Raw genomic sequence first — 26,318 nt, 5'->3', positions numbered from 1 at the left:
CTAAGCAGTCGTTTCATAAGGTAAATGAATCGTCACATAAAATTTTATTGTTTGTCAGACATAAAATTGCCATGTATACGTAGATTTCGTTAAAAAATGTAATAACTACTATTAGAAGAGCTTATGTCAAACCAACATCAATACTTTGGTCACCCACGTGGCTTGTTCTTATTGTTCGGTACAGAACTATGGGAACGCTTTTCTTACTACGCAATGCGCGCCATTCTAGTACTTTATCTTACTGACACAACCATGAACGGTGGCCTTGGCTGGTCGACTAAAGATGCCCTAGACCTTTACGGCATCTATACTGGACTTGTCTACATCACTCCGCTTATTGGTGGCTACCTTGCGGATAACTATCTAGGTCAACGCCGTTCGATCCTCATTGGTGGTGCATTAATGGCTATCGGCCAATTTACGCTAGCAATGCCAGCTGATGCGCTCGGTCTTGGCTCTCTACACACTTTCTACCTAGGTCTTGCTCTGCTTATTTGTGGTAACGGTCTATTTAAGCCAAACATCTCAACAATGGTTGGTGACCTTTACAACGAAGGTGATAACCGTCGTGACGGCGCATTCACTATCTTCTACATGGGTATTAACCTAGGTGCACTACTTGCAGGTGTGGTATCTGGCTCAGTAACCAATGAATTTGGTTGGAAAGCCGGTTTCGTTGCCGCTGGTGTTGGTATGATTGTCAGCCTTGTGATGCAAATGACCATGGCTCAATCTTGGTTAGGTGATATTGGCCGTGTACCAGCAGCAAAACGTGACCTAGCGATTAAAAAATCTGCGAAGAAAGAGCCTCTAACTAAAGAAGAAGTCGACCGAATCAAAGTTATCCTTGTGATGAGCTTGTTCACTATCGTTTTCTGGGCGGGCTTCGAACAAGCCGGCGGTCTAATGAACATCTACACACAACAATACACAGATCGTATGATCGGTGGTTTTGAAGTGCCTGCTGCGTGGTTCCAATCACTAAACCCATTCTTCATTATTACTCTTGCACCTGTATTAGCCGTTCTATGGGTGAAGCTGGGTAAACGTGAACCTAACTCGCCAATGAAATTTGCCTTCGCAATGTTCTTCCTAGCACTAGGTTTCCTATGTATGGTTGGTGCCGTTATGGAGCAAGGTGGTGATACTGCGGTTAAAACATCAATGCTATGGCTAGTAGGTGCATTCTTCTTCCATACGTTGGGTGAACTGTGTCTATCTCCTATTGGTCTATCTCTAGTAACGAAGCTCGCTCCGCTACGTCTTGCATCACTTATGATGGGTGCATGGTTCGGTTGTAACGCAATCGCAAACTACGTTGCTGGTTATGTTGGCTCTCACGTAGGTGAACTAGGTGCACTAGCAATCTTCAGTGGTATTGCAGTAACAGCGACTATCTCTGGTGTAATTCTACTGTTGTTCTCTAACACGCTAGTTCGTTGGATGCACGGTGCAGAAAATACACACAGCACAGCAGAACAAATTGAAGAGCAACAAACTCAAATTGCTTAATATAAAGTACAAATAAAACAAAGGGTCGCAATCGCGACCCTTTTTGTTCTCTGTAAACAAAACAGAAGCTCGAAGGCTTGAAAGATTAAAGCTTAGAACGCACCAAATCGACCATCATATCAATGTGCATATCATTGTCGTTTAAACAAGGGATGTAGCTAAAGCTCTCCCCGCCTGCTTCAAGGTAAATCTCACGGCACTCTTCTGAAATCTCTTCCAACGTTTCCAAACAATCTGACGAGAATGCAGGCGTTAGAATACTTAACTTCTTCTTACCTTGGCTTGGTAATACTTCTAACGTTTTATCGGTGTAAGGTTGTAACCACTCTTCACGGCCAAATCGAGACTGGTACGTCATACCGAACTGGTCATCAGTTAACCCTAATGCTTCACCTAGCAATCGCGTCGTTTCTTCACAATGTTTAGGGTAGATATCACCATTGTCGGCATAGCGCTTTGGAATACCATGGTAAGAACACAGCAGGTACTCCCCTTTCCCATGCTCTTCCCAATGTTCACGTACTGATTGCGCTAATGCTGCGATGTACTTGGGGTGGTTGTGATAATCACGAATAAAGCTAAATTCTGGCATCACTGGCATTTTTTTGAACGCTTTCGTCATGCCATCAGAGACTGCAGCTGTCGTCGTCCCCGAATACTGCGGATATAGCGGCAACACGACCACTTCTTCGACACCTTGCGCTTGCAGGGCTTCAAAACCACTTAGAAGACTTGGGGTACCATAAGTCATTCCTAATTCCACAGGCATGTCTAACGCGACTGCGAGCTTCTCTGCTTGTCGCTTAGAGTGCACCATCAAAGGCGAGCCTTCTTCCATCCATACAGATTGGTAGAGTTTTGCAACTTTCGGCGCGCGTACTGGCAAAATAATACCGTGAAGGATTGGGCACCACAGCCAACGAGTCATATCGACAACACGGTGATCATGAAGGAACTGACTGAGAAAACGCTTTACTGCCGGTGCGGTCGGCTCATCGGGAGTGCCAAGGTTAACCAGTAACACCCCTTGCTTATTATTGTTTTTCATAACATCCTATTCATGGTAAACGGCGTTGATTGTACGATGAGTATAAGAAATTGGTTCACCGTTCAAACAAGCTGAATAAAAAAAAGCGACCCTAAGGTCGCTTTTAAATATATCAAAATATTAAATTTTGCCGCTAGCAAATTATGCTAGTGCTTTCTCAATATCTGCACTTACTTCTGCAACTTGCTTAGTACCGTCAAACTTAAGGTACTTAGTGTTACCTGCTTCTGCTTCTTTACCGTAGTACTCGATAAGTGGTGCAGTTTGCTCGTGGTAAACACCCAGACGTGCGCGTACTGTTTCTTCTTTGTCGTCATCACGTACAACAAGATCTTCGCCAGTTACGTCATCTTTACCTTCCACTTTTGGTGGGTTGTAAACAACGTGGTAAGTACGACCTGATGGAAGGTGTGCACGACGACCAGCCATACGCTCAACGATTACGCTGTCAGCAACGTCGAATTCGATTACGTAATCGACATCAACACCCATTGCTTTTAGACCATCAGCTTGAGGGATAGTACGAGGGAAACCATCTAGTAGGAAACCTTTCGCGCAATCGTCTTGAGCAATACGCTCTTTGATAAGGCCAAGGATGATTTCATCAGAAACTAGCTGACCAGCGTCGATAACAGCTTTAGCTTGTTTGCCAAGCTCTGTACCTGCTTTGATAGCAGCACGAAGCATATCACCAGTAGAGATTTGTGGAATACCGTATTTATCCATGATGAAGTTTGCTTGTGTGCCTTTACCAGCACCTGGAGCACCTAGAAGAATGATGCGCATGATTTATCCTCTTTAATATTTAAGATTTATACCGAAGCTCACAATAGCTGGCTTCTTGGGCCGCAACCCGTCGAGGCAGTCGCAACGATAAGTTTCGGTATAACATTTAGGCGAGCCAAAATACACGCCTTATTACTCACATTCAAGTTCGAGATTCTAACACAGGTTCACTAAGCAATGAGCAGATTAAGACTAAAGAATGTTAGCGATGCCTGCTTTCGAGTTTTATTGATTACTAACTCAACAATCAAAGTGTGAATCTATGCGTTTACAAACAAAAAGCTCGCATTTCGCGAGCTTTTCATTGATTTTTGGTTATTAAACCTTAGTCAAAAGCTTGTTGATGGCACCGACAAATTGCGTCGGGTCTTCCATCGAACCTCGTTCAGCCAGCATCGCTTGGCCCAACAACACTTCCACCCAGCGACCAAATGCTTCTTCATCGGCTTCATCTGCCATACGCTTAACAAGTGCGTGCTCTGGGTTGATTTCGAAGATGTACTTCACGTCTGGTACTGCTTGACCGGCCGCTTCAAGAAGCTTCGCCATCTGTGTACCCATTTCGAAATCGTCAGTCACGACAACTGCAGGCGTAGTAGCAAGCTTGAAAGTCGTACGAACTTCTTTCACGCGGTCACCAAGGTATGACTGAGTTCGCTCAACTACAGACTTAAACTCTTCTTCCGTTTCTTTCTGCTTTTCTTTTTCTGCTTCGTCTTCAAACTTACTCAGATCAAGACCCGCTTTGGTAATCGATTGGAATTGCTTACCATCAAATTCGGTTAGATAGTTCATCAGCCACTCATCGATGCGGTCAAACATCAAGATAACTTCGATGCCTTTCGCTTTGAACTGCTCTAGGTGCGGGCTGTTCTTCGCGGCTGCGTAGCTATCTGCCGTTAGGTAGTAAATCTTATCTTGGCCTTCTTTCATGCGTTCAATGTAAGAAGCCAAACCAACGGTTTGTTCAGCAGAGTCCACTTCAGTAGACGCAAAGCGCAATAGACCAGCAACTTTCTCTTTATTTGCCATGTCTTCTGCAACGCCTTCCTTCATGACAAGGCCGAACTCTTTCCAGAATGATTGGTATTTTTCATCATCATTCTTCGCCATACGCTCAAGCATAGTAAGTACACGCTTGGTACATGCGTTGCGAAGTGACTGAGTGACCTTGTTATCTTGAAGAATTTCACGAGACACGTTCAATGGCAGATCATTCGAGTCAATCAAACCACGGATGAAACGCAAGTAAGATGGCATAAACTGCTCAGCGTCGTCCATGATGAATACGCGCTGCACGTACAACTTTAGACCCGACTTATGGTCGCGGTTCATCATATCCCATGGCGCTTTCGCTGGGATGTAAAGCAGGCTGGTATAATCGTTCTTACCTTCTACACGGTTATGACTCCACGTAAGCGGATCGGCGAAATCGTTAGAAACGTGTTTGTAAAACTCTTGATACTCCTCTTCAGAGATATCCGACTTGCTGCGGGTCCAAAGTGCCTGAGCTTTGTTGATTTGCTCCCACTTCTTCTCACCCGTTTCATTACCTTCGTCATCACGAACAGTGGTTTGAATTGCAACTGGAATACCAATGTGATCAGAATATTTACTAATGACATCACGCAGACGCCATTCATTTAGAAATTCTTTACCTTCTTCACGCATATGAAGAACAATGTCGGTACCACGAGAGTCTTTCGTAATGGTTTCAATGGTGTACTCACCTTCACCCGCAGATTGCCATTGAACCGCTTCGTCAGCAGCAGTACCCGCAGCACGAGTGCGCACAGTCACCGCGTCAGCAACGATGAACGCTGAATAAAAGCCAACACCAAACTGACCAATCAGCTGCGAGTCTTTACTTTGATCATCAGACAGCTTCGAAAAGAATTCTGCCGTGCCAGATTTCGCGATAGTACCTAAGTGCTCAATCACGTCGTCACGCGTCATGCCGATGCCGTTATCAGAGATCGTAAGTGTGTTAGCCTTTTCATCAAACGCAAGCTTTACACCAAGGTCGGCATTCCCTTCATATAAATCTGGGTTAGATAGCGCTTGGAAGCGTAATTTATCAGATGCATCAGATGCATTTGAGATCAACTCGCGTAGGAAAATCTCTTTGTTTGAATAAAGAGAATGGATCATCAGGTGAAGTAACTGCTTTACTTCTGATTGAAAGCCACGAGTTTCTTTGTTTGGGGATACGGTGTCGCTCATGTTTGCTCCATAACTTCTAAATTAAAAAGACTTTAAATGACAAAGTCCTAACCGCTGCCTTATAAAAACAGCTTTACCACGATGTCATTTAACATGTGGCTGACAAATGTAAATTCAAGGTCAATATTGCTAAAAACGGTGTTTTTTTAGAAAATTTTAATTATCCTATTTGTCTAAAAGCATCTAAAACGAGCACATGTCCTTTTGCGTACGCCATTTTTTGTGACGCAAATCACTATAATTTCAGAATCATCCATCTAAGAAGAACTAAATGACTAACATCGGCACCAAATTTCTGCTTGCTCAAAGATTTGTCTTTGACCCAAATAGTAATTCGCTCGCTGACCAACAAAGTGGCAACGAAGTTGTACGATTAGGAAGCAACGAAAGCCGTATACTCCTGTTGTTGGCAGAGAGACCTAACGAAGTATTAACACGTAACGAGTTGCATGAGTTTGTTTGGCGCGAACAAGGCTTCGAGGTGGATGACTCAAGCCTAACTCAAGCAATTTCTACCCTGCGAAAAATGTTGAAGGATTCAACTAAATCGCCAGAATTCGTAAAAACAGTCCCTAAACGCGGTTACCAATTGATTTGTTCTGTTGAACGTTTAAGCCCGTTGTCTTCTGATTCTCTCCCTGAACTTGATGATCCAGAGAATGAAAACGAAGCACCTGTCGTAGATTTAGAGCAATTCACAGAATCTTCGACGGAAACAATTGCTGAAGCACCTGTTGAACTTGAAGCGTCATTAGAAACACCAAAAACAACGCCAGCACCAAAAACAAACCACTGGATCGCGCGCGTGCTTGTTATTGTCGCTCTGCTATTGCCAGTGTGCGTATTGTTACTAACTAATCCTGCAGAGTCTCAATTCCGTCAAGTTGGTGAGTACCATAACGTCCCCGTTATGACACCCATTAATCACCCACAATTGAACGATTGGCTGCCATCCATTGAGCAGTGCATCAAACGTTATGTGGAGCATCATGCGGAAGAGTCTTCGCCAGTCGAAGTTATCGCCACTGGCGGCCAGAACAATCAACTGATACTTAACTATATTCATGATAGCGACCATTCATACGAGAATGTGACGCTGCGAATCTTCGCTGGTCGTAATGACCCAACAGACATCTGCAACTAAAGGAGGCTGAAATGAAGATTAAAATAGCATCTGCGGTTTTAGCCGTATCTATCCTTTTTAGTGGCTGGTTATATTGGGGCAGTGACCTAAAAGTAGAACAAGTACTGACAGCAAACGAGTGGCAATCTACCATGGTCACACTGATCACTGATAACTTGCCAGACGATACTGTAGGACCACTACGCAAAGTCAATGTTGAATCGAACGTGAAGTATTTACCAAACGGTGACTACATCCGTGTAGCAAATATTCGATTGTTTGCGCAAGACTCAACGGCGGAGTCAACCATCAACATTTCGGAAAAAGGTCGATGGGAAGTGAGCGACAATTATTTGTTGGTATCGCCTGCTGAGTTCAAAGATATTTCGGCCTCTCAGTCCAAAGACTTCTCTGAATCGCAACTTCGTCTCATTACTCAAATCTTTAAGCTAGATGCCGAACAGAGCCGTCGCATTGATGTCGTGAACGAAAAAACGTTACTACTGACTAGCCTGAACCACGGTTCTACGGTACTGTTTAGAAACTGATTTTGATTCGATGATAAGGGGGCAAGATGCCCCCTTTTATTTTGGACATGGACTGGCTAGATACCCTTACCCTCTTCTTTGGTTCTCTTATCGCAAATACGCTCGCTTCCCTCTCTGGTGGTGGCGCTGGGTTACTGCAATTTCCGTTATTGATCTTCCTTGGCTTGCCTTTCTCCGTCGCACTAGGAACGCATAAAGTCGCTTCCGTTGCCCTTGGACTTGGTGCTGCGAGTACGCATCTAAAAGCCGGGACTATAAAACCTAAAGTCGCGCTTTATCTGATTCTGGTGGGCAGCATTGGCGTTGTAATTGGCGCAAACCTGATTGTCCAAATTCCTGATAACATCGCCGAGAAAATGCTCGGGGCGATGATCCTTGCTCTTGGAATTTACTCTCGCTTTAAGAAACAACTAGGTCAGACAGAGATACCAACTCATCGTGATACCTTTGGCTGGATAGTCGGCGGGTTAGGTTTGATGTTCATTGGTATAGTGAATGGCTCGTTGACTGCTGGCTCTGGCTTGTTTGTTACCCTTTTCCTTGTGCGTTGGTTTGGTTACGACTACAAGCAAGCGGTGGCCTATACAATGATTTGTGTCGGTCTGTTTTGGAATGGTATCGGTGGCGTCGCAGTGGTACAAGCCGGAGCGCCAATTCATTGGGCCTGGTTACCGGTTTTATTAGTGAGTTCATTTTTAGGCGGCAGCTTAGGTGCATGGGCGGCGACAAAGTACAGCAATCGAGTTATCAAAATCGCGTTTGAAATCCTCACCTTTGCAGTCGGCATCAAGCTGTTGCTTTAGTATTTAAAGAAAGGAAATTAGAAATGGATAAAGCCATCATAGACATTCACTACTGTCGTCAGTGCAATTGGATGTTGCGTTCAACTTGGCTATCGCAAGAATTGCTTCATACATTCAGTGAAGAGATTGAAACCGTCAGCTTACATCCTGATACGGGTGGCCGTTTTGAGATTTTTTGCAATGGCGTCCAGATTTGGGAACGTAAAAAAGACGGAGGTTTCCCTGAAGCCAAAATCCTAAAGCAACGCGTAAGAGATATCATCGATCCAGAACGCGATTTAGGTCATTCAGATACAAAATAGGGAGCCAATGGCCCCCTTGATTACTTATCTAATTACCGATTTATTCAATGACACGAAAATTAAATCGTAGTCTGAGCTAACACTTCACCTTCTGGCGTTTGCACCGTTAGTGTGTTGCCTTCCATCAAACCATAGCTACGTGACAAGCCATTTCTTGGGAAGGTCATTGATCCCGGATTAAAGATGATCGCACCTTCTTGCATCTCTGCCACTGGAACATGAGTATGACCATGAGCAATGATGTCGCCTTCACGCAATGGCGGGCGTTTTGTACTGTTGTATAAATGACCATGAGTGAGGAACATACGCTTACCCGACTCCAATAGCAGCCATGCGTATTCCGTCATCATTGGGAAGTTCAACAGCATTTGGTCAACTTCACTGTCACAATTACCACGAACAGAGATGATCTGCTCACTATATTGATTAAGTAACTCTGCGACTTGTGGCGGGTTGTAACCTTCTGGGATTGGATTTCTTGGCCCGTGGTTTAACGTATCACCCAATAAGATGAGATGGTCAGCACCAGAGGCCAAATAAAGCTGGATAGTTTCTTCGGTTGCCGGCAAAGAGCCATGCAAGTCTGAGGCAAAAAATAGTTTCACGACATCGTCTCCTCAAAATGTATGAGGGTATTCTACGGCATTCTTATAGAAGCTCAACCAAAGTACAAAACTAGTGATTACGAAGCATTTCAACCAACATTGGCACCAAGTAGAACCAAGCAAAATAACCGGCCCCCACAAGGATTACAGCCCAAAATATCATCGATAAAAACTTAGACTTGGCTAGGTGGTTTAGTGGGTCTGGCTCTCCACATCCTGGACAGGTGTGAGCTCGTTTTGATATTTGCTTCTCGCACACAGGGCAAGCAACTAGCGGCATGACATGACATCCTCAATTATTTCTTTAATTCTCAAAGAATAAGCCTCAGTTTACGGATATGCAATGGCACAAATAAGTAATTATTACTCGGTTTGCTATTTGTCGCTGTGATGAGAATGTTTCCGTTCTTACCCTCTATTGAGCCATTAACGAAAAGAGCCGCCTATACCTCTTCTCTCGCCATACCATTAATCACAATGTTGTTGTAACTCACCATGCCAATGACCTCACCATTTTCAATCACTGGTGCGCGACTAATACCAAATCGTTCAAATAAGCGTGCGCAATATTTCACATTCATATTGGGATCGACGGACAGTGCTGGTTTAGTCATGATTTCATAAAGATTGGTTCGTTGCGGAGAACGATTTTTTGCCAGTACTTTTTTAGCGATATCGTTCATCAGAACAATGCCATATTCATCATCGCTATCACGCTTATTAATCACCAGCGCTTTAACTTCACTCCTTTTCGCTAACGTAATACCTTCATGAACCGTGATTAACCCATCTACAATGATATACGTTGCAGCCATCACGTCTCTGACTCGAATTAACTCGTGATTACTCATAATTCGTCCTCTACCACTTTGGTCAGTTTTTCTACTTGGTGCGCGACGCCAACCGCATCCTCGATATCAATTTGTACGGCAATGCCTTGGCCTGACTCTTGGTCGAACTCTCCGACCTCGCTGATTGTCTCTAGTATGTGCCTGGATAAATGCTCTTCAACAACAAACAACAACACGTCTTTTTGCACTTCTAAAGTCAATCCAAAGAAGGTGCGTTTTTGGTTTAAACCTTGCCCTCGAGCGTTGTTAATCACCGTAGCACCCGTTGCCCCTGCATCACGAGCCGCATCCAGCACTTTGTCGGTCTTGCTATCCTCTACAAAGGCCAGTATTAGTTTAAAGCGCATTCTCTTTTTCCTCCGCAGTCTCTTTGTTTAACCACTGGGTGATTTGGGCATAGCCCATGACAGAAATTATTGGGAATAAACTGGCAAAGGCGATCAAACCAAAGCCATCTATCATGGGGTTTCGTCCCGGAACCGTCGATGCCAACCCCAAGCCAAGTGCAGTCACCAAAGGCACTGTGACCGTAGACGTCGTCACGCCACCCGAATCGTAAGCCAAAGGAACGATTAGCTTCGGCGCGTAAAAGGTTTGAATCACCACCACGATGTAACCTGCAATGATGTAATAATGAATCGGATCGCCCACTACGATTCGGTAACTGCCCAACGCAATGCCAACCGCGACACCTAAAGCAACAGCAACACGTAACCCGTTCACACTGATGCTGCCACCAGACACTTGATTAGCTTTAATGGCGACCGCGATAAGAGAAGGCTCCGCTATGGTGGTACTAAAACCGATAAAGAAAGCGAAGATGTACACCCAGTAATAATCAACCCAACTCAAGGCTTGGCCGATTGAGACTTTAAATTCCAGCAAGAAGGCTGGTGCAGTCAATTGAGTCGCCATGGTTTCACCAAGTGGAAACAGCGCCATTTCCAAACCAAGCAAAAATAACGATAACCCTAAAATAACGTACCCAAAGCCAAGTATTACTTTGGGTAAGTTTGAAACTGGACGGCGCAGCACTGCCAACTGAAAACCGAAGATAATGGTCGCGATAGGAACCACATCAGTGATGGTTGAGATAAAAGTATCGATGAAATGTGCAAAGGAAATCATGCCACCACCATCCCATAAACCATCACAAACATCATCGGTAACAAGGAGGCAAAAGCGATAAGTCCAAACCCATCAATCATGGGATTGCGTCCTTTGATCGCCGATGCGAGCCCAACCCCAAGAGCAGTAACCAGAGGCACCGTGATGGTAGAAGTCGTCACACCGCCAGAATCGTAAGCCACACCGATGATAGATTCCGGCGCAAATCCCGTCAGTATCACAACGCCGATGTAGCCTCCGATGATCATGTACTGAATCGGCCAACCTTTTAGAATCCGAAGTACGCCTAATACAATCGCCACGCCCACCGACAAAGCAACCGTTAAGCGCAAGCCATCTGCGTATTCCTCCATTGATTGCTCAGTATTGGCAATCATCCCTCCCTCAGCCGCCACCTCCGAAGCTTCTTCCGCTACAGCAGTCAATGCTGGTTCAGCAATGGTTGTACCGAAGCCTAAGCAGAATGCGAAAATCAGCAGCCAAAACACGCTGCCTTTACTGGCAAAAGCTTGCGCCATGTTTTCGCCAATCGGGAATAACCCAAGCTCCAAACCAAAGATAAAGAAGGTCAAGCCGAGAATAACCAAAAGAAGGCCAAATAGAATGGAGACAAGATTAGGGAGTGGCTCTTGCAAAACAACGAGCTGAAAAAAGGTAATAACAAGAACGATAGGTAGTAGGTCGCGAGCACTGCTGAGTAAGGCTCGAAACAGAGCAAAAAATGCTTCCATATACGCCTCCTACCCTAATGTCATCTTCCTTTAAAGTCAGCATGACACAGTTTCCTGCAACTAAGTGTGAGCCGCACTCGATGATTAATAACATCTTGTTACATTTATTCAAATTGTGAGCTTCACATCGCTTCACAACAAAACGCTTCTAACTGCTTAGGAACTAATAATAAAATCGACAACGCAAGTCATTGAAATGATCATGCTAGGCCGTTAACGACTATAATGTTTGAATAGTTTTACAATCAAAGGGATAACATGAAGATATTACTGACCGGTGGTACAGGCTTTATTGGCTCTGAGTTACTTAAACTGCTTACCACGCATCAAATCATGCTGCTTACTCGCACCCCAGAGCAGGCGAAGCAACGCCTACAGCATGCTGATGTCGGTAATATAGAATACCTCGACTCCCTTGATTCGATTGAAGATCTCAATGACGTCGATGCGGTGATTAACCTTGCCGGCGAACCGATTGCAGATAAACGCTGGAGCAAGGAGCAGAAAGAGGTCATTTGTAACAGTCGGTGGAAAGTGACCGAGCGGATCGTTGAATTGATTCACGCCAGTACCGAGCCACCAGTGGTATTTATTAGCGGCTCTGCGGTTGGCTATTACGGTGACCAGCAAGACCACCCGTTTGATGAGTGCTTACACGTGAATAGCGATGCTTTCGCTCACTCTGTGTGTGCTCGTTGGGAGCAAATTGCCAAACGTGCAGAATCTGAACAAACACGAGTGTGTTTAATTCGTACTGGTGTTGTCCTCGGTCAAAATGGAGGCGCGTTGGCAAAAATGCTGATGCCCTACAAACTAGGTGTAGGTGGGCCGATGGGAAGCGGTAAACAGTACATGCCTTGGATTCATATTCTGGATATGGTTCGCGCTATCATGTACCTACTTGAAACCCCACATGCTCATGGTGAGTTCAACTTGTGCGCCCCCCACCCTGTCAGCAACCGAATCTTTAGCGGTACACTGGCGAAAACCCTCAAGCGACCGCATATCCTGTTTACTCCTAAATGGGTGATGAACATGGCGATGGGAGAGTCATCGTGCTTACTGTTCGATAGCATTCGCGCTAAGCCTAAGAAACTGACCGAGCTTGGTTTCAAGTTCAGCTACTCAAGAGTTGAACCCGCACTCAAGAACTTGCTTCAAGACAGAAGTTGTTGAATCATAAGGCTCACTACCTCCCAGTGAGCCCCTTACTATGAAAAAGTCAGTTTTAATCACCGGATGCTCTACAGGCATCGGTTACGTGTGTGCCCACGCTTTACAAAAAGAGGGCTTTCACGTTATTGCCTCGTGTCGCAACGAGCAAGACGTTCAACGCTTAACCAGTGAAGGCTTAATCTGCATTCAGTTAGATCTTAATGATCCTCAAAGTATTTCTGCTGGAGTTTCAACAGCTCTGGAACTGGCCGAGGGGACACTCTATGCCGTGTTTAACAATGGCGCTTACGGACAACCTGGCGCATTAGAAGATCTACCGACAGAAGCACTTCAAGCGCAGTTTCAAACCAACTTTTTTGGCTGGCACCAACTCGTAAGAGAAGTGTTGCCACACATGCGCAAACAGGGTGAAGGAAGAATCATCCAAAACAGCTCTGTGCTAGGGTTTGCGGCGATGAAATATCGTGGTGCCTATAACGCCTCTAAGTTCGCTCTTGAAGGCTGGACAGACACGCTACGTTTGGAATTGATGGACACCAACATCAAAGTTGCACTGATCGAACCTGGCCCAATAGAAACCCAGTTTAGACAAAATGCCTTAAAAGCTTTTGAGCAGTGGATTGATGTGGAAAACAGTGCCCACAGAGCGGCTTACGAAGGACAAAAGCAGCGTTTGGATAACGACAAGTCGAACAACAAATTTGTCCTTCCAGCTGAGTCTTGTATTGAGCCGGTGCTCCACGCACTCACCAGTGATAAACCCAAAATCCGTTACCGAATCACCACACCGACCAAAGTTTTTGCGGTATTGAAGCGCCTGTTACCAACTCGTATTCTTGATAAGATTTTGCGACAAGCAGCATAAAAAATTTTTATCACGATGTAATTTTACCGTAACAATGTGATGTCATTATGAGCATGTAGGTTAAGAAAGCCTCAATGTTCGAATCAATTTCTAGGTTAGTATCTTCATCCATCGTGCCTGAACGCGATGTGGATACTCACTTTAGATTTGGTATCGCCACCCTTTCTGTTTTGTATTTTCGCGAGACAATAATGACATTAAATCAGCTTAACTGGCTTAGTGTGGGTGTAGTGTTGACCATGTTCATCCTATTTTGATACCACACCCAGCACACCACTATAACGTCTAACAAGACTTTCTAAAGCGTGCTGGACTAGCCAAATTTAATAGCACTTTCGCTTGCTATCAGGAATACGCTGCTTCGGCAGCGTTTTTCCTTTCTATCGCTTGAATTTCCCAAATATCAACTCCATATCTACAATCAACGACAAGAAACAAAAAGCAAGGATACTCTGATGCAATCCCCATTTATCGTTGAGTTAACAGAACAAAACTTCCGTGAAACGCTTGAAGGGTCAATGAACACGCCTGTATTGATCCACTTTTGGGCGAGCGCTCAACCAGAAAGCGCACAAGTGATTCCTGATCTACAAATGCTGACTCAGCAATACAACGGCGCATTTACCCTTGCTCTATTGAACTGTGAACAGCAACCTGCTCTTGCTTCTCAATTTGGCGTGCAAGTGCTACCAACCATCGCATTATTCATGAACGGCCAAGCCGTCGATGGTATGGGTGGTCCTCAGCCTATTGATGCGATTACAGCAATGCTGCAAAAGCATCTACCAAGCCAAGATGAGATGCAGTTGAAGCAAGCAAGTGAATTGCTCCAACAAGGTGAACATGCTCAGGCGTTAGCGATTCTACAAACGCTATCGGAAGAGCTTCAAAACCGCGGCGACGTGAAACTGGCGATGGCAGATTGCTTGCTGGAAACCAAACAGTTTGAATTGGCACAAACGCTGTTAAGCGCGATTCCACTGGAATACCAAGACAACTACTACAAAGGTTTGATCGCGAAGTTAGACCTGCATCTTCAAGCAGCGGAAAGCCCAGAGCTTCAGCGTCTTGAACAAGAGCTAGCAGCAAACCCTGATAACATTGAATTGGCGTGTGAACTTGCCGTTCAGTACAACCAAGTGGGCCGCGATGAAGAAGCGTTAGAGCTACTTTGGAACATTCTTAAGACCAACCTAGGCGCACAAGATGGTGAAGTGAAGAAAGTCTTTATGGATATCTTGAGCGCACTTGGCCAAGGCAACGCACTGGCAAGTAAGTACCGCCGTCAACTTTACTCGATCTTGTACTAAGCGAATCGATTTAAAGCAGGACAGCTCAAATAGAAAAGGCCGGAAACCTCCGGCCTTTGTTGTTTCTACCATTCCTGCAATACTCGTTGCGAGAGAGACTGGTACTAAAAATCACTGTACAGCGTAGGTACCGCAGGTGGGTATTCAATCGGCTGCCAGCGGTCATTGAAGGTGTATTTTCCGTACAGCATGAAATGGTTTGGCGTGTAAAACTCTGAACGCTGTAGATCCACCAGCGCACCGATATACCAACGTTTACTCACTCGCTTCTCAACGGCTGCTTGCAGCGAAGCACCAAAGCCGCCACCACGCTCAGAACTATCACCAGAAGATAAATAAGGCGCATCTTCTTCTGTCCATGAGTTAGAAATGGAAGCACTCAATTGATACGACCATGTGCTGTCGTAGCGACCGTAATAGTTGACTGGCAATGACACAGAGAAATAACTTTGCGGGCTGTAGTAGCCACCATGACCAAGTGTGTATTCACCCAAGTTTTTGTCATAGTCGAGGTACATCAAGTTAGTGCCAATACTCAGGCGCTGATCATCCGTTGCGATCAGTTTGTAGTAAGCCCCACCAAGCACACCGAGGCGAGTGTTGTCTTCAACGTTTTCACCCGTCAGTGTATGGTATTGCAGGCTGCTCCAAAAACCGTAAGGGCCACCTATATCCCAGCTCGAATTGAGCTTAACGCCAGTTCGAACTACACCACCCCATTTTTTGCCTTGAGGATCACTGGTTCCACTCGGTACTGTCATTCCAGCATAAGAAAGTGTGCTGCTGGTTTCAGGTCGGCGAGACGCTTCTGCTGTCCATCCGAAGTCCCCGAGATCACCATCCACACTGACCCCGCCTACCCAAGTAGTATGGTCAAAACCAATCGGTGTAGTGCCGATATCCACTTGCCAATCTTTGGCTTGCCAACCCACACCAAGCGCCATACCCGATGCATCATTTTGAACCGTTGTTGTAGTTGGGAATTTTTCAGGTTCCTTCTCGTAGTAATCTAGCTCGCCTGAATCGATAGATACGTAATCCGCTCTCAGCAACAGATGCCCATCGAGTGATTCAATCGGAATACGCGCTTCGATTGGCACTTGGTTGGATGAGTTACGCCCATCACGCGCACTGTAATCCCAACCGATAAGTACATGACCATCACTGCGGTCATGGAGCGTATCGATGTCCGACTTAACATTTCGCGTTAGCCAGTAGTCATCTGCTGTGTCATACAACTCACGCAAAGTAAGCGTCTCTAGACTTGCTTCATCTGGTTTTGCACTTTTTTCAATTCGATCACTATTCAATGCCTGACGTCCGCGCTCTTCCGCTAACGTCCATTGCTGATTGTCCATCGCAATAGACATGCTGTTGCGATACGCCAGAGCGTCAGCGCCCTGTGTATCATCGAGCAAGCGGTTCAGGGTGTTCGCATCATTGCGGTAACCAAGTTGATTGAATACCGAAGCAACCGTCATCAGCTGAACAGCATTCAGCGTGTCACGCTTCTTATTCAAGATCAGATGCAAGTCGTGATAGGTTGCCTCATCCCCACTCTGTGCGCTAGCTTGCAGCAACCCCACCTGAGCTTGCGTCTTGAATGGTTCAGGTTTTGATGAGATACGTTCATATAAAGCCATTGCTTGCTCTGGTCGTTGATTCGCGAGTAACAAATCCGCTTGCGCTAAAGTACGACGTGTTTTGAGTTCATCAAATTGCAGCGCTTCAGAGGCACTGACTGCTTGCTGGTCTTTACTCAACGCCAAGCCTTCGTACCATTGGTCGAAATCGTCAAACTGATTCAGGCTCACCATCATACTGCCGTAAGCGAGTTTTTCGTCGGTAGACCATTTGCTTGAGGGGCGAATACTTTGATAAATACGCTGCGCTTCATTGACCTTTTCAATCTCTACCCAAGCACTTACAAGCCTCGCTAGAGGTTGAACTTGCCCAGCATATTGAGACTCAAGCGACGTCAACATGGTAGTAACCGTCTTCGGTGAGGCCTGATAACGCGAGGATAAATCTTGTAAATCGGCATTGAGCTTTAAGCGTGTGAGGTTACGCTCCATGGCTGGGGTAACCTCGCGCTTCGGCACACTCTCTAACTCAGAAATCGCCGCATCGACTTTAAAATCTTGAGCGAGATACAAGGCATACGCGAACTTCATTTCCGGATCAGTGCTGTTCGTCGCCCATTCAGACATCAGCCTGTCGGCACGACGTTTATCACCCATAGAGTGAACCACATCGGCGATGTCCAGTCTCAACCAAGGCGATGTTGGTTTTAGCTCAATCAATTCTTCCACTGCAGATTGCATACCTACTTGGTCATCTTTCGCTATTGCAATGCGCAATCTCGCCAGAATGATCTCAGATTGAATGCCATTGATTTTCTCAGACACCACCTGTTTTTGTGCTGGAGAAAAACGCTGTGCAAGCGAAGCCGCGCCCGCCCAGTCCTGCTGCTCAATACGAACATCGAGTCGTCCACGTAAGGCAGATCCGTTCAGCGCTTCCAGTTTTAGTGCTTGGATATAAGATCTATCTGCTGCGGCATAATTCTTTTGTGCTAAGTAAAGCGCCCCTAAAGAGGTAAAAGCATAAGGCTGTGTTTTATCCGACTGAATGGCTTTACGGTAAAGGCTTTCAGCTTGTTTAAACTGCCCTTTCTCAGCCAGTGCATCACCTTGATCCAAATAAGCCCAATATTGCGAGGTTTCAATCAGAGTGGCCCATTTCGAGGCGCTATCCGGGTCTTTATCTAACTGCTGTGCACGTTCAAAGTACTCAAGCGCCTTTTGTTGCTGACCTTTACGCAGATAGACCTTGCCCATACCACCCAATATTTCTGGGTCGTTCGGACGCGTCGTCATCGCATAACGCAACTGCTTCTCAGCTTGCAAGGTTTTGTCTTCATCCAGCAGTTTGAGACCTTTCAATTTGGCAAGATAGGTTGGGTCCTTACGTAGATCTTGCTCGGTTTCCCAGCGCTTCTTCGCGCCTTGGTTGGCGCGTTGAATCTCAAGATCTGATGGATAGTAACTCGCAAGAATCGCGTATTGTTGAACCACTTGTTCTGAGATCGGCAGTTGATCGAGAGCACGCAGCCAAGATGTCGCTGCACTGCTGCCAATGACTGGCGCTAAAGCGAGCTTTTTGTAGGTATCCAAAATCCATGGGTCAGCTGGGTTCTCTTTGCGGATGTGATTCGCCAATGCGAGTTGAAACTGAGGCACACCCGGGTAATCTGCATTTAAGCACTCTAAACCTTGTTTTACCACCTGCCAACTTCCATCAAGATTGCTTTGCAGCTGAAGAAACTCTAACTGCAATGCAGCAGAAGGCATGCCGTTTGGAAAAATGACTTTATACGCTTGGATGGCTTCTTCGTAACGGCCAGATTTAGCAAGCAGCTTAGCTCGTTGGTAATCGCCTTTCTTATCTCCTTGAAGAGACATGATGGCAGCCAAGTCTTTGGCTTGTGGAGAATTTGGCGATTTTTTAGTTAAACGCTGAAACGTCTGCTTCGCCAACTCAGGTTGCTTACGCTTTAAGTACATATTGGCTTGGTAATACAAGCCAATCGGGTTGCCTTCCTCAATCGCAAACAATCGCTCTAATGTACTTTCAACAATGTCGTCGCGTCCTATTGCATCCGCCAGTTTCAGTTGTTCAACCAGCCACTCCACCGAATTTACCCGAGCAAGAGACGTCGAGAACTGAACCGTTTCAACTGGTTGGTACACTGCGGCTAACTGCGCTTTGCTAAGCGGCTTTGAGCTAAAACTTTGTGCATAAACAGGAGCAATCCCGCTCGCCATCATGGCCAGCGAGATCAACCACGAAGCACGTCTTGCTATTGGCATTGCTCGCTCCATGCAGGCAACAGTTCACCTTGTTTGCCAAAGCGGTAGCGTGCCTGATGCCAGCCTAGGCCAAACAAGCTCAAAACATTGTCGTAGTAATGGTCGTTTCTGTCCGAGATAAGCTCTTGCTGCGCTCGGCTTGCTTGTGCTTTGAGCAGCTCAGACTCACCAGACGCCGCCAACAAAGGCAATGCAGCAGCAGAAAACCCTGCACTGCCAACTTGAGTGTACTCACCCGTTTCTGTATTCACTTCTCGTGGTGGTGCGCCGAGCGCTTTAGTCGCTGCGACAAAGGGCTGTACTTGCTGAATCAGCTGAGCTTTTTCTGCGACTTGGTCATCAAGCATACCCGCCCATAAGTAGGTACGAATGGCGTTGTAACTGCCAATTGGCCCAGTCACCGAGTCAGCACTGTACTGACCTTGGCTGAGCGTTGCCCAATCAGGACTGAAACCTTTTGGCATGGTTTGCATTAGCATTTGCACGCTTGCTTTATACATGCCGTCCCATGAATATTGCGGATACAGAGCTTCCATTCGTGCAATCAACTGTAACGGCACATAGCTCGGGTTCACACGGTAGCGATCACCAAACTCAAACCCTGTTGGTGCAGGCAGTAACACGGTGCCCAAACCGTCAATGGTCACAGTCTCTTCCCGTAGAATACGACTAGCAAGCAGATGACCAAGCGATTGGTAATAATAGTTATCCCACAGTCGACCCGCTTCCACCAAAGCGTAAGTAATCCAAAGGTCGGAATCCGATGCAGCATTGGAATCTAACACACCAAAACTGCCGTTCGCTTTTCTGCCCCATAACCAAGCTGGCAATCTTGCCGTAAGGTCGCCACCAGCTAAATGCACTTGAGTCCAGTTTAATACCTCGGCAAACGCTTTTTGATCATTGGCAACCAAAGCAAAGAACAACGCATAGGACTGGCCTTCCGATGTGGTGATAATACGCTCATCGCTACCATCCACGACTCGGCCTTGTTCGATATAAACCGACTTGAATGTGTCCCATTGTGGCCAGTCACAGGTGTTTGCCCACAGCTGAGGAGAAGTCAGTAGCATGATAAGTGCAATCAGCTTTTTCATTCCTCTTCCTCCTCTGTCTTCTCTAGACGTTTTGAAGCAACCTGACGCAGAACACGCCAAAGCACAATAGTCACGATCACCATCAATAGCGCAGCAAAGCATGCCACGATAATTGGGTGATTTGAGAAGTGGAACCAAACTAATTGCCACACTGGCAGCTCACCCACAAAGTAGTGAGAACCGACGTTATAGCTCGCGACCTCATCGTTTCTTAGTGTCACCACAGAGCCAAACATATGCTCCACTTTGCCCGAATCCGCGAGAGCTTCATCAACCGTAGCAAAATCGGCAGGATGAGCAGCCATGATAGACACTAAACTGCGATTATTTGTGTAAGGTGATTCCATGCCATAAATCGCAGCAAAGGAGCCGCCTGCTTCCACCGAAACATAATCAGCCGGCACTTGGTTCGCATCGCTTGGGTCCATCCAGTTCATGCCAAGCTGCTGTTCATTCTTGCTTGGTAGACGAATTTGACGCTCGCCCGCTTCAACCACCAAATTCACTTGGTCTGGGTCGTTCGCAGCTTCTTCTAATGAACGCACCACACCAATGCTCAAGATATCTTTGTCTTTTAGCGCTTGTGCATCCCACTTATCGGTCAACAATACTTGGATGCCTGGGTAGCCAGAATCACCGCCCAAAGATCCCATCACATTCAAGAAGGTTTGCAGTGCTTCTTTTGGTGCGTTTTTTGGCACCACAACAGCGGTTTCAGACAGATCCGCCATGCGTGTGTACGGGAAACCAGACGTTGCAAACGCACGCATGTTTGGCATTTCGATGTAATGCGGGAAGCCGCTAAAGTCGAGCGTAGAGTCGCCATCAACCACGGCATATTGTTTGCTTGGTTGAGTGACCTGACACTGACCATCTGTGACAGAGGCAAAGCCAAATTCAAAATCGATCTGGTTTTTGCTACCCACTTTGAATGCCGGAATACGAACACGGTCGTCGCTGCTCAGAATGCTGTCATCCAACAATGGCACACGGACGCGGTTAGAGTCGCCACCTTGGCCAGCAGTCGTCAGGTTAAAGGCTTCGATGAACTGGTCGTTAATGCTCAACGTGAGACGGGAGCCAGAATGGTCTTCCGTCGGCGGTGAGTAACGGTAGTTCAGATCCATTGGAATACCACGGCTCTGCCAAGTAAACAGATCTGGTGGCAAACGTAGGCTCACGCTGATAGGCGGTGGTGTGCGACCTTCTACTTGCAGCATGCTCTTTTGCTCAACCAATTCAGACAACGCAACCGGGCGATCTGTGCTCACCCAGTTTGGTGCATCGTAAGGTACGCGAGGTTTGATTTGCTTCACCTCGTTGATCTTGGCAATTGGGCCGGTAAGAATCTGGTTACCCAATGCCAAGCCACGTACTGCGGTGTTTAGGTCAGCACTATCACGACCAATCACCAGCAATAGCTTCACGTATGGGTCGGTTGGGTGGGTAATCACCTGGACACGCGGGCCATCCGTATCTGGGAAGTCTTTTAGGAATTCAGGTTTGTTGTCGTTGGTGATAAACACCACGGCGTTGCGCTCTGGCAAAGTGTCGAAACTCAGAGGGAACTGCGCACCACGCCAAGCCGCTAAAGAACCGAAGTAGGAACTCAAAACACCAGCGGCTTTGACTTCGTCTAAGTCATATTTATCGCCCATCACAACAGGCAAATTAAGTTGGCTAAAGTCACGAACATCAAAGAAAGGCGCAGGCAATAAGCTCAAATCGCTTTCTAGCTGCGTTTTTTGCACAAACATTTCGATGCGGCTGCTTTGGCTGATCTCGGCCCAAATACTGGAATCATTCGGGTTGGCACAGTCTTTTTGAGTATTACCAATCAGCTCAAAACGAATTTGGTTGTAGTTACTGAAGTAACGCGTATCCAGCGGCATAGAAAGACTGAGCTTTTTACCCTGCTGGCCATCAACGATAGACGCCACGCCCATCAACTCGTTGTTCAAATACACTTTGACGTGTGAAACCAAGGCAAGTAACGCTGGCGAAGGCGTAATATCAAAGTACAACGTGGCTTTTGAAACCACCTCATCAAGGCGAGAGCCAAAGCCAACATAAGCGTTCGCTTCACTGCCCTGAATCGCAATTGAGCCGCTGTAGCCCAATTGAGTAAATGGAACAACTCGCTTAAAGACGGTGGCATTTTCCGCGCCTTGTTGCTGAGCTTGGGGTTCCGACAATTGCTGTTTTACTTCTTGTGCCGCGAGACTGCCCGACATACACATCAGAGTGATTGCCGTCGTCAACGCTGTTAGTTTTTTATTATTTAGCATGACTTGTGGTCCTGATTGGGACATAGCGAGGTCGAAGTGACCAAATAAATTCGATACAAAATAAAAGTGCATCCACACTGACCACGACAAATTTCGGGCAGTGTTGTAGCAAGCGCTTGTATCCATTAAAGCCGACTTGTAGAACGGCTTGCATACTCGATAGTGGCTTATCTGCTTGATAGCCTTGTTGCCATTTCGCCCATGTATCTGCTCGCGCAAATGTACATTGGACGTATTGGATTTGTTGTTGATGCGACAATTCATTGAGTTGCATACCGAACATGCCTTTATGAGCATAGGCAACCGTCATCGGGAACACGAATTCTTGTCCACCACGATTCAGAATCACTTCGAGTGACTGACCGAGTAAGTACTGGCAAGTTTGTTCGTCAACGCCATCGATTTCTATGCGGACGCCCCCCAATGAAAAGTCTTTCATCTGAGCTTGAATCAAATGCCCAGAATGCAATCTCACCGCAACAGGAATTGCCACCTCTACGCGGTGATCTTTTCGTACCTGTTTCGCTTCTACCGCAACCGCGACCGCTGCACCTAAGATCAGCAAGTTGTACATCGTCCATACTAAGTTCACGATGACAGTGCCGACCTCATCCTGGGGCCCCCACCCCATTCGATACAGGCCCACGGCAAAACCAAGAATATTCAGTGCCACGAGCACCAAATACGGTCGAGAGATCACCCAGTCGTAATGCGATTTTTCAACTAAGCCCCCTTTCGCCGTTACATTGAATGTCCCTTTATGAGGCGCAAACAAAGCGACGGTGGTTGGTCTTGCGATGTACCAAGCAAGCACGGTTTCATACACTTCTCCCCAGAAGGAGTAACGATAGTCACCCTGCATGCGTGAGTTGGTCATACTGGCGTGGATCATATGCGGCAAAACGTACAGGATGATCGCCAATGCTGGTGCGTAAATGACGTAAGAGTGCAGCAACAAAAACGCCAGAGGTGCAATCAAAAACACAATACGCGGTATACCGGATAAGAAATGCAGCATGGCATTGACGTAACAAAGCCGCTGCGACAACTTCAGCCCTTTACCGGTGAGCGGGTTGTCGACCCTGAAGATCTGCGCCATGCCCCTCGCCCAGCGAATACGTTGCCCTACGTGTGCCGATAAGGTTTCTGTCGCTAAACCCGCTGATATCGGCTGCTTAAGGTAAGCAGAGCGATAGCCCAATCGGTGCATGCGCAGTGACGTATGTGCGTCTTCCGTTACGGTTTCAACTGCAATCCCACCTACTTCTTCAAGCGGTTCACGGCGCAAAATAGCGCACGAGCCACAGAAAAACGTCGCGTCCCACAAATCGTTACCATCTTGAATCAACCCATAAAACAAGTTGCCTTCGTTAGGCACATTGCGGAAGTTCGACAAGTTACGTTCAAACGGATCCGGAGAGAAGAAGTGGTGCGGAGTTTGAATCAGCGCTAACTTCGGATCTTTGAGGAACATGCCCATAGTGAGCTGGAAGAATGCTCGAGTTGGAATGTGGTCACAGTCGAAGATCGCCACAAACTCACCATCCGTCTGCTTTAACGCATAGTTGATGTTACCTGCTTTCGCATGCTCGTTAGTTGGCCTGCGAATGTAGTTAACCCCTACGCTCTTTGCGAAGTCACGGAAGCTGTCTCGTTTACCATCATCGAGAATGTGAATTTTTAATTTGTCTTTTGGCCAGTCCACACCCATTGAGGCGTACACCGTCGCTTTAACCACATCGAGATCTTCGTTGTAAGTCGGAATCATCAAGTCGATGGTTGGCCAAGTCGATTGATCTTGTGGCATCGAAAGCGGCTTACGGTTAAGCGGCCATATATTCTGGAAGTAACCCAGCATCAACACGATCCAAGAATAGGTTTCTGCCAAAAGCAAAATACCCCCTAAGATCAGTGCAATAGGATCGTCCCAGTTTAAGGTTGATGAGTAACGCCACCAGAGATAACGGCAAGATGCTGTCACCGAAAGAATGATGAGCAACATGGTCGGAAAGCGTCCCGGCATGCGTCGCACCATCATGGCAAGTGCCCACAATAAAAGCACAAATACAGTCTGTGCTTGGTAACCGAATGGCACTGTAAAACAGAGCAACGCGATCAACACAACGAGGAACAACAATGCGTAGTTCAAGGCCATCGCAGACTTGCTGGCTTTCATGCGTTCACGAACTTCAGGATCTTTAACTTGGTTTGCGGCCTTTTCTAACCAACGAACACTTTTCGCCACCAGCTCAAACGACAAGTAGAAAGCATTGCGGATTTTCTCAGCAAGATGCATCACGACACTACTGGCTTGATGAGACCAAGCGGACGCCACACTTTGCTTAAAACACAGTAACCAAACGCTCTGGACAACAAATCGAATCGGGTCAAACAAGCGAGGAGCGGCATAGTTAACTTGTGGGAAATAGACCAGAGGCAGCTTCCAAGAGGGAACACCAGAAATCACAGGTTTTAGGAAAACAAAGCTCAATGAAAACCAAACAGAAAGCACAATGTTGCCCAACCAATTGGTTTTGCACTCCCAAGCTTGCTCATACGCCTGCTTGTGCGACTGAAATTGGTCGACTATCCAGCTTTGGAAGATAAGGTTAAGGCTACGCATGCATTAGCCCTGAGAAGTTGCAGCAGCAAGCGTAGAAACGCACCAAAATGCCAAAGACTGGTAATCTTTCGCTGCTTGGCTCGTCGGAGAGTAATGCTGAACGGTCGTCAAATTGGCGGCGCATTCAGCCAATGCCGTATCACGGTGCATGAGAACAGGCACTAACGACGCTTGAAGTTCCTTCTTAAACACCAGCATGAAATCTCGACCAATCTCAGTCTCAGGCTGATATTGATTGAGAATGTAACGCAGCTTACCAGAGTCAAGCAGGTTGCTGAGTTGAGGCGAGTGGCTAAGCGCCGTTTGTAACGCTGCGTAGTTCATTGCGTCAGCGTTAATAACCACAAACACCATGTCCATCGACTCAACAAACGCGTTCATTTCTGGAGTCATGAGGTAAGACATATCACCATGGAACAACTGCCATTGCTCTGCATCTGTGACTTGCAACGTTGAGCGACCAAGCGCTTGAAGGTATTGATAAGATTGAGCGAACTGACCCTTTTGATCGGCATCCAATTCGCCAAATGGCAGCAACAGAGCGCCTTGCGGGCTTTGATACCCGGCCTCTACCCAAGCATCGCCAGACAACACACGTGCTGCCCAACCGTCTTGCTCTTCATAAGGAAGGCCAAGATGAAGGCGTAACAGATTCTCAGGCACTGCGTCGATCGCAAGAACCTGCTTGTTAATTTTGACTAAAGCTTGAGCCAAGTTTGCGGTTACCGTGGTTGATCCACACCCGCACCTCAGGCTAACAAAAAGAAGGCGCTTCATATCGCTTCCGTTTCAATACCTGCTTGTTTGTTTTTGATCCCAACGCCACTGTCTTTGGTCGATTGAGATTGAAAAACCAACCATTTACTTTTCACATTGAGATACGACTCGTTTTCTGTCGTCTCAACATATTGATGCTGAGTTAAGTCATATGAAGAGTAGATCGAATTAATGTCTTTTGCTGGCTCTGTCACGACATCTTTCCACGTTATCCACGTATCTGATAAAGCGCTAAGACATTCCTATCTTGCTTAAATTTTTATCAAATACGATGATGAAAATTTGACGCACCTAACCCGTGCATCACATATTTATAGAATGAGAAAAAATGTGAACAACCTAAGTCATTGATCACATGATTATTAAATTCCTATACGATGTTAGGCTTCAGAAACTGAGGTTATGAAGATGAGTTGTAATTATCCGTTTACGACATATAAGATAAAACTATAGGCGAACTTTAAATATATTGATTTGCAAATGCCTAATTTTAAACTTATAAACATCAAGGCAGATAATGCTATATCTAATTTTATTTTTGATCAATTTCGTTTAATATCTTCGCGTCATTTTATTGTCACACTGGCATTTTTTTCTGTAACGTTTTACATACAGCACAACGATAAAGACAACCAAGATTGAACATAACC

General features: G+C 46.2%; 23 protein-coding genes. 8 read left to right on the top strand and 15 right to left on the bottom strand.

Annotation, left to right across the window (positions count from 1 at the left end):
* Positions 1 to 123: 123 nt before the first annotated feature.
* On the top strand, positions 124 to 1,512 hold the full coding sequence (locus L1076_RS10175; protein ID WP_237303571.1) for a peptide MFS transporter: 1,389 nt from the start codon (positions 124 to 126) through the stop codon (positions 1,510 to 1,512).
* An 85-nt stretch (positions 1,513 to 1,597) separates the two neighbouring features.
* On the opposite strand, the gene hemH is transcribed toward L1076_RS10175, so the two are convergent.
* From hemH to htpG, 3 genes are all read right to left on the bottom strand, one after another.
* Positions 1,598 to 2,560: a ferrochelatase gene (hemH, locus tag L1076_RS10170; protein ID WP_042604281.1), complete on the bottom strand. Its 963-nt coding sequence runs from the start codon at positions 2,558 to 2,560 to the stop codon at positions 1,598 to 1,600.
* Between the two features lie 141 nt (positions 2,561 to 2,701).
* A complete protein-coding gene (adk, locus tag L1076_RS10165) occupies positions 2,702 to 3,346 on the bottom strand; it encodes an adenylate kinase (protein ID WP_038865715.1) in 645 nt (214 codons plus the stop codon).
* Between the two features lie 318 nt (positions 3,347 to 3,664).
* Entirely contained in the window at positions 3,665 to 5,569 is a 1,905-nt protein-coding gene (htpG, locus tag L1076_RS10160) for a molecular chaperone HtpG (RefSeq protein WP_237303570.1), read from the bottom strand.
* Positions 5,570 to 5,840: 271 nt separating this feature from the next.
* On the opposite strand from htpG, the gene L1076_RS10155 reads away from it, so the two are divergent.
* The 4 genes from L1076_RS10155 to L1076_RS10140 are packed head-to-tail and all read left to right on the top strand — an operon-like array spanning position 5,841 to position 8,345.
* On the top strand, positions 5,841 to 6,713 hold the full coding sequence (locus L1076_RS10155; protein WP_038865717.1) for a transcriptional regulator: 873 nt from the start codon (positions 5,841 to 5,843) through the stop codon (positions 6,711 to 6,713).
* An 11-nt stretch (positions 6,714 to 6,724) separates the two neighbouring features.
* Positions 6,725 to 7,240 carry a transmembrane regulator ToxS gene (toxS, locus tag L1076_RS10150; protein ID WP_038865718.1) on the top strand — a complete coding sequence of 172 codons (516 nt, stop codon included), beginning with the start codon at positions 6,725 to 6,727 and terminating at the stop codon, positions 7,238 to 7,240.
* Between the two features lie 47 nt (positions 7,241 to 7,287).
* A complete protein-coding gene (locus tag L1076_RS10145) occupies positions 7,288 to 8,043 on the top strand; it encodes a sulfite exporter TauE/SafE family protein (protein ID WP_237303767.1) in 756 nt (251 codons plus the stop codon).
* Positions 8,044 to 8,066: 23 nt separating this feature from the next.
* The gene (locus L1076_RS10140) at positions 8,067 to 8,345 is read left to right on the top strand and encodes a SelT/SelW/SelH family protein (protein WP_005436938.1); all 279 of its coding nucleotides are present in this window, start codon (positions 8,067 to 8,069) and stop codon (positions 8,343 to 8,345) included.
* A 59-nt stretch (positions 8,346 to 8,404) separates the two neighbouring features.
* On the opposite strand, the gene yfcE is transcribed toward L1076_RS10140, so the two are convergent.
* From yfcE to L1076_RS10110, 6 genes are all read right to left on the bottom strand, one after another.
* The gene (gene yfcE, locus L1076_RS10135; RefSeq protein ID WP_038877557.1) at positions 8,405 to 8,950 is read right to left on the bottom strand and encodes a phosphodiesterase; all 546 of its coding nucleotides are present in this window, start codon (positions 8,948 to 8,950) and stop codon (positions 8,405 to 8,407) included.
* Between the two features lie 70 nt (positions 8,951 to 9,020).
* Positions 9,021 to 9,230: a hypothetical protein gene (locus tag L1076_RS10130; RefSeq protein WP_080774343.1), complete on the bottom strand. Its 210-nt coding sequence runs from the start codon at positions 9,228 to 9,230 to the stop codon at positions 9,021 to 9,023.
* Between the two features lie 163 nt (positions 9,231 to 9,393).
* Positions 9,394 to 9,801: a CBS domain-containing protein gene (locus L1076_RS10125; RefSeq protein ID WP_038865724.1), complete on the bottom strand. Its 408-nt coding sequence runs from the start codon at positions 9,799 to 9,801 to the stop codon at positions 9,394 to 9,396.
* Positions 9,798 to 10,148 (bottom strand): P-II family nitrogen regulator, encoded by a 351-nt coding sequence (locus L1076_RS10120; protein WP_045409063.1) that lies wholly within the window; start codon positions 10,146 to 10,148, stop codon positions 9,798 to 9,800. The genes L1076_RS10125 and L1076_RS10120 overlap by 4 nt, the downstream gene beginning before the upstream one ends.
* Positions 10,138 to 10,929, bottom strand: coding sequence for a DUF1538 domain-containing protein (locus tag L1076_RS10115; RefSeq protein WP_038865726.1), 792 nt, complete (start codon positions 10,927 to 10,929; stop codon positions 10,138 to 10,140). The genes L1076_RS10120 and L1076_RS10115 overlap by 11 nt, the downstream gene beginning before the upstream one ends.
* Positions 10,926 to 11,660 carry a DUF1538 domain-containing protein gene (locus tag L1076_RS10110; RefSeq protein ID WP_038865727.1) on the bottom strand — a complete coding sequence of 245 codons (735 nt, stop codon included), beginning with the start codon at positions 11,658 to 11,660 and terminating at the stop codon, positions 10,926 to 10,928. The genes L1076_RS10115 and L1076_RS10110 overlap by 4 nt, the downstream gene beginning before the upstream one ends.
* A gap of 258 nt (positions 11,661 to 11,918) precedes the next feature.
* Between L1076_RS10110 and L1076_RS10105 the strand changes: the two genes are divergently transcribed.
* The 3 genes from L1076_RS10105 (at position 11,919) to L1076_RS10095 (ending at position 15,011) form a co-directional block, all read left to right on the top strand.
* A complete protein-coding gene (locus L1076_RS10105) occupies positions 11,919 to 12,836 on the top strand; it encodes a TIGR01777 family oxidoreductase (protein ID WP_045409068.1) in 918 nt (305 codons plus the stop codon).
* Positions 12,837 to 12,873: 37 nt separating this feature from the next.
* A complete protein-coding gene (locus L1076_RS10100; protein WP_045409070.1) occupies positions 12,874 to 13,701 on the top strand; it encodes an SDR family oxidoreductase in 828 nt (275 codons plus the stop codon).
* 455 nt (positions 13,702 to 14,156) lie between these two features.
* Positions 14,157 to 15,011, top strand: a complete 855-nt coding sequence (locus tag L1076_RS10095) for a co-chaperone YbbN (protein WP_038877553.1) — start codon at positions 14,157 to 14,159, stop codon at positions 15,009 to 15,011.
* Between the two features lie 104 nt (positions 15,012 to 15,115).
* Here L1076_RS10095 and L1076_RS10090 read toward each other — a convergent pair whose 3' ends face one another.
* From L1076_RS10090 to L1076_RS10065, 6 genes are read right to left on the bottom strand one after another with little or no spacing between them, the layout of a single operon-like run.
* The gene (locus L1076_RS10090) at positions 15,116 to 18,883 is read right to left on the bottom strand and encodes a cellulose synthase subunit BcsC-related outer membrane protein (RefSeq protein ID WP_237303569.1); all 3,768 of its coding nucleotides are present in this window, start codon (positions 18,881 to 18,883) and stop codon (positions 15,116 to 15,118) included.
* Complete coding sequence (gene bcsZ, locus L1076_RS10085) at positions 18,874 to 19,980, bottom strand: cellulose synthase complex periplasmic endoglucanase BcsZ (RefSeq protein WP_237303568.1); 1,107 nt, start codon at positions 19,978 to 19,980, stop codon at positions 18,874 to 18,876. The genes L1076_RS10090 and bcsZ overlap by 10 nt, the downstream gene beginning before the upstream one ends.
* Positions 19,977 to 22,268 (bottom strand): cellulose biosynthesis cyclic di-GMP-binding regulatory protein BcsB, encoded by a 2,292-nt coding sequence (bcsB, locus tag L1076_RS10080; RefSeq protein ID WP_237303567.1) that lies wholly within the window; start codon positions 22,266 to 22,268, stop codon positions 19,977 to 19,979. The genes bcsZ and bcsB overlap by 4 nt, the downstream gene beginning before the upstream one ends.
* Positions 22,258 to 24,891 (bottom strand): UDP-forming cellulose synthase catalytic subunit, encoded by a 2,634-nt coding sequence (bcsA, locus tag L1076_RS10075; protein ID WP_237303566.1) that lies wholly within the window; start codon positions 24,889 to 24,891, stop codon positions 22,258 to 22,260. The genes bcsB and bcsA overlap by 11 nt, the downstream gene beginning before the upstream one ends.
* Positions 24,892 to 24,894: 3 nt before the next feature.
* The gene (bcsQ, locus tag L1076_RS10070; protein WP_237303565.1) at positions 24,895 to 25,668 is read right to left on the bottom strand and encodes a cellulose biosynthesis protein BcsQ; all 774 of its coding nucleotides are present in this window, start codon (positions 25,666 to 25,668) and stop codon (positions 24,895 to 24,897) included.
* Positions 25,665 to 25,862 (bottom strand): hypothetical protein, encoded by a 198-nt coding sequence (locus L1076_RS10065; protein WP_038865736.1) that lies wholly within the window; start codon positions 25,860 to 25,862, stop codon positions 25,665 to 25,667. The genes bcsQ and L1076_RS10065 overlap by 4 nt, the downstream gene beginning before the upstream one ends.
* Positions 25,863 to 26,318: the final 456 nt, after the last annotated feature.

It is taken from the genome of Vibrio sp. MMG023 (assembly GCF_021654215.1).
Taxonomy (GTDB): Bacteria; Pseudomonadota; Gammaproteobacteria; order Enterobacterales; family Vibrionaceae; genus Vibrio; species Vibrio jasicida.
This window is presented reverse-complemented; position numbering and strand designations above follow the sequence as displayed.

Coding starts and splice junctions, on each gene's coding strand:
- L1076_RS10100 (WP_045409070.1), top strand. CDS start 12,874: ATGAAAAAGTCAGTTTTAATCACCGGATGCTCTACAGGCATCGGTTAC.
- L1076_RS10120 (WP_045409063.1), bottom strand. CDS start 10,148: ATGCGCTTTAAACTAATACTGGCCTTTGTAGAGGATAGCAAGACCGAC.
- bcsB (WP_237303567.1), bottom strand. CDS start 22,268: ATGCTAAATAATAAAAAACTAACAGCGTTGACGACGGCAATCACTCTG.
- bcsZ (WP_237303568.1), bottom strand. CDS start 19,980: ATGAAAAAGCTGATTGCACTTATCATGCTACTGACTTCTCCTCAGCTG.
- L1076_RS10110 (WP_038865727.1), bottom strand. CDS start 11,660: ATGGAAGCATTTTTTGCTCTGTTTCGAGCCTTACTCAGCAGTGCTCGC.
- L1076_RS10130 (WP_080774343.1), bottom strand. CDS start 9,230: ATGCCGCTAGTTGCTTGCCCTGTGTGCGAGAAGCAAATATCAAAACGA.
- L1076_RS10105 (WP_045409068.1), top strand. CDS start 11,919: ATGAAGATATTACTGACCGGTGGTACAGGCTTTATTGGCTCTGAGTTA.
- L1076_RS10175 (WP_237303571.1), top strand. CDS start 124: ATGTCAAACCAACATCAATACTTTGGTCACCCACGTGGCTTGTTCTTA.
- L1076_RS10125 (WP_038865724.1), bottom strand. CDS start 9,801: ATGAGTAATCACGAGTTAATTCGAGTCAGAGACGTGATGGCTGCAACG.
- bcsQ (WP_237303565.1), bottom strand. CDS start 25,668: ATGAAGCGCCTTCTTTTTGTTAGCCTGAGGTGCGGGTGTGGATCAACC.
- bcsA (WP_237303566.1), bottom strand. CDS start 24,891: ATGCGTAGCCTTAACCTTATCTTCCAAAGCTGGATAGTCGACCAATTT.
- adk (WP_038865715.1), bottom strand. CDS start 3,346: ATGCGCATCATTCTTCTAGGTGCTCCAGGTGCTGGTAAAGGCACACAA.
- toxS (WP_038865718.1), top strand. CDS start 6,725: ATGAAGATTAAAATAGCATCTGCGGTTTTAGCCGTATCTATCCTTTTT.
- L1076_RS10090 (WP_237303569.1), bottom strand. CDS start 18,883: ATGCCAATAGCAAGACGTGCTTCGTGGTTGATCTCGCTGGCCATGATG.
- hemH (WP_042604281.1), bottom strand. CDS start 2,560: ATGAAAAACAATAATAAGCAAGGGGTGTTACTGGTTAACCTTGGCACT.
- L1076_RS10140 (WP_005436938.1), top strand. CDS start 8,067: ATGGATAAAGCCATCATAGACATTCACTACTGTCGTCAGTGCAATTGG.
- L1076_RS10095 (WP_038877553.1), top strand. CDS start 14,157: ATGCAATCCCCATTTATCGTTGAGTTAACAGAACAAAACTTCCGTGAA.
- L1076_RS10115 (WP_038865726.1), bottom strand. CDS start 10,929: ATGATTTCCTTTGCACATTTCATCGATACTTTTATCTCAACCATCACT.
- L1076_RS10155 (WP_038865717.1), top strand. CDS start 5,841: ATGACTAACATCGGCACCAAATTTCTGCTTGCTCAAAGATTTGTCTTT.
- L1076_RS10145 (WP_237303767.1), top strand. CDS start 7,288: ATGGACTGGCTAGATACCCTTACCCTCTTCTTTGGTTCTCTTATCGCA.
- htpG (WP_237303570.1), bottom strand. CDS start 5,569: ATGAGCGACACCGTATCCCCAAACAAAGAAACTCGTGGCTTTCAATCA.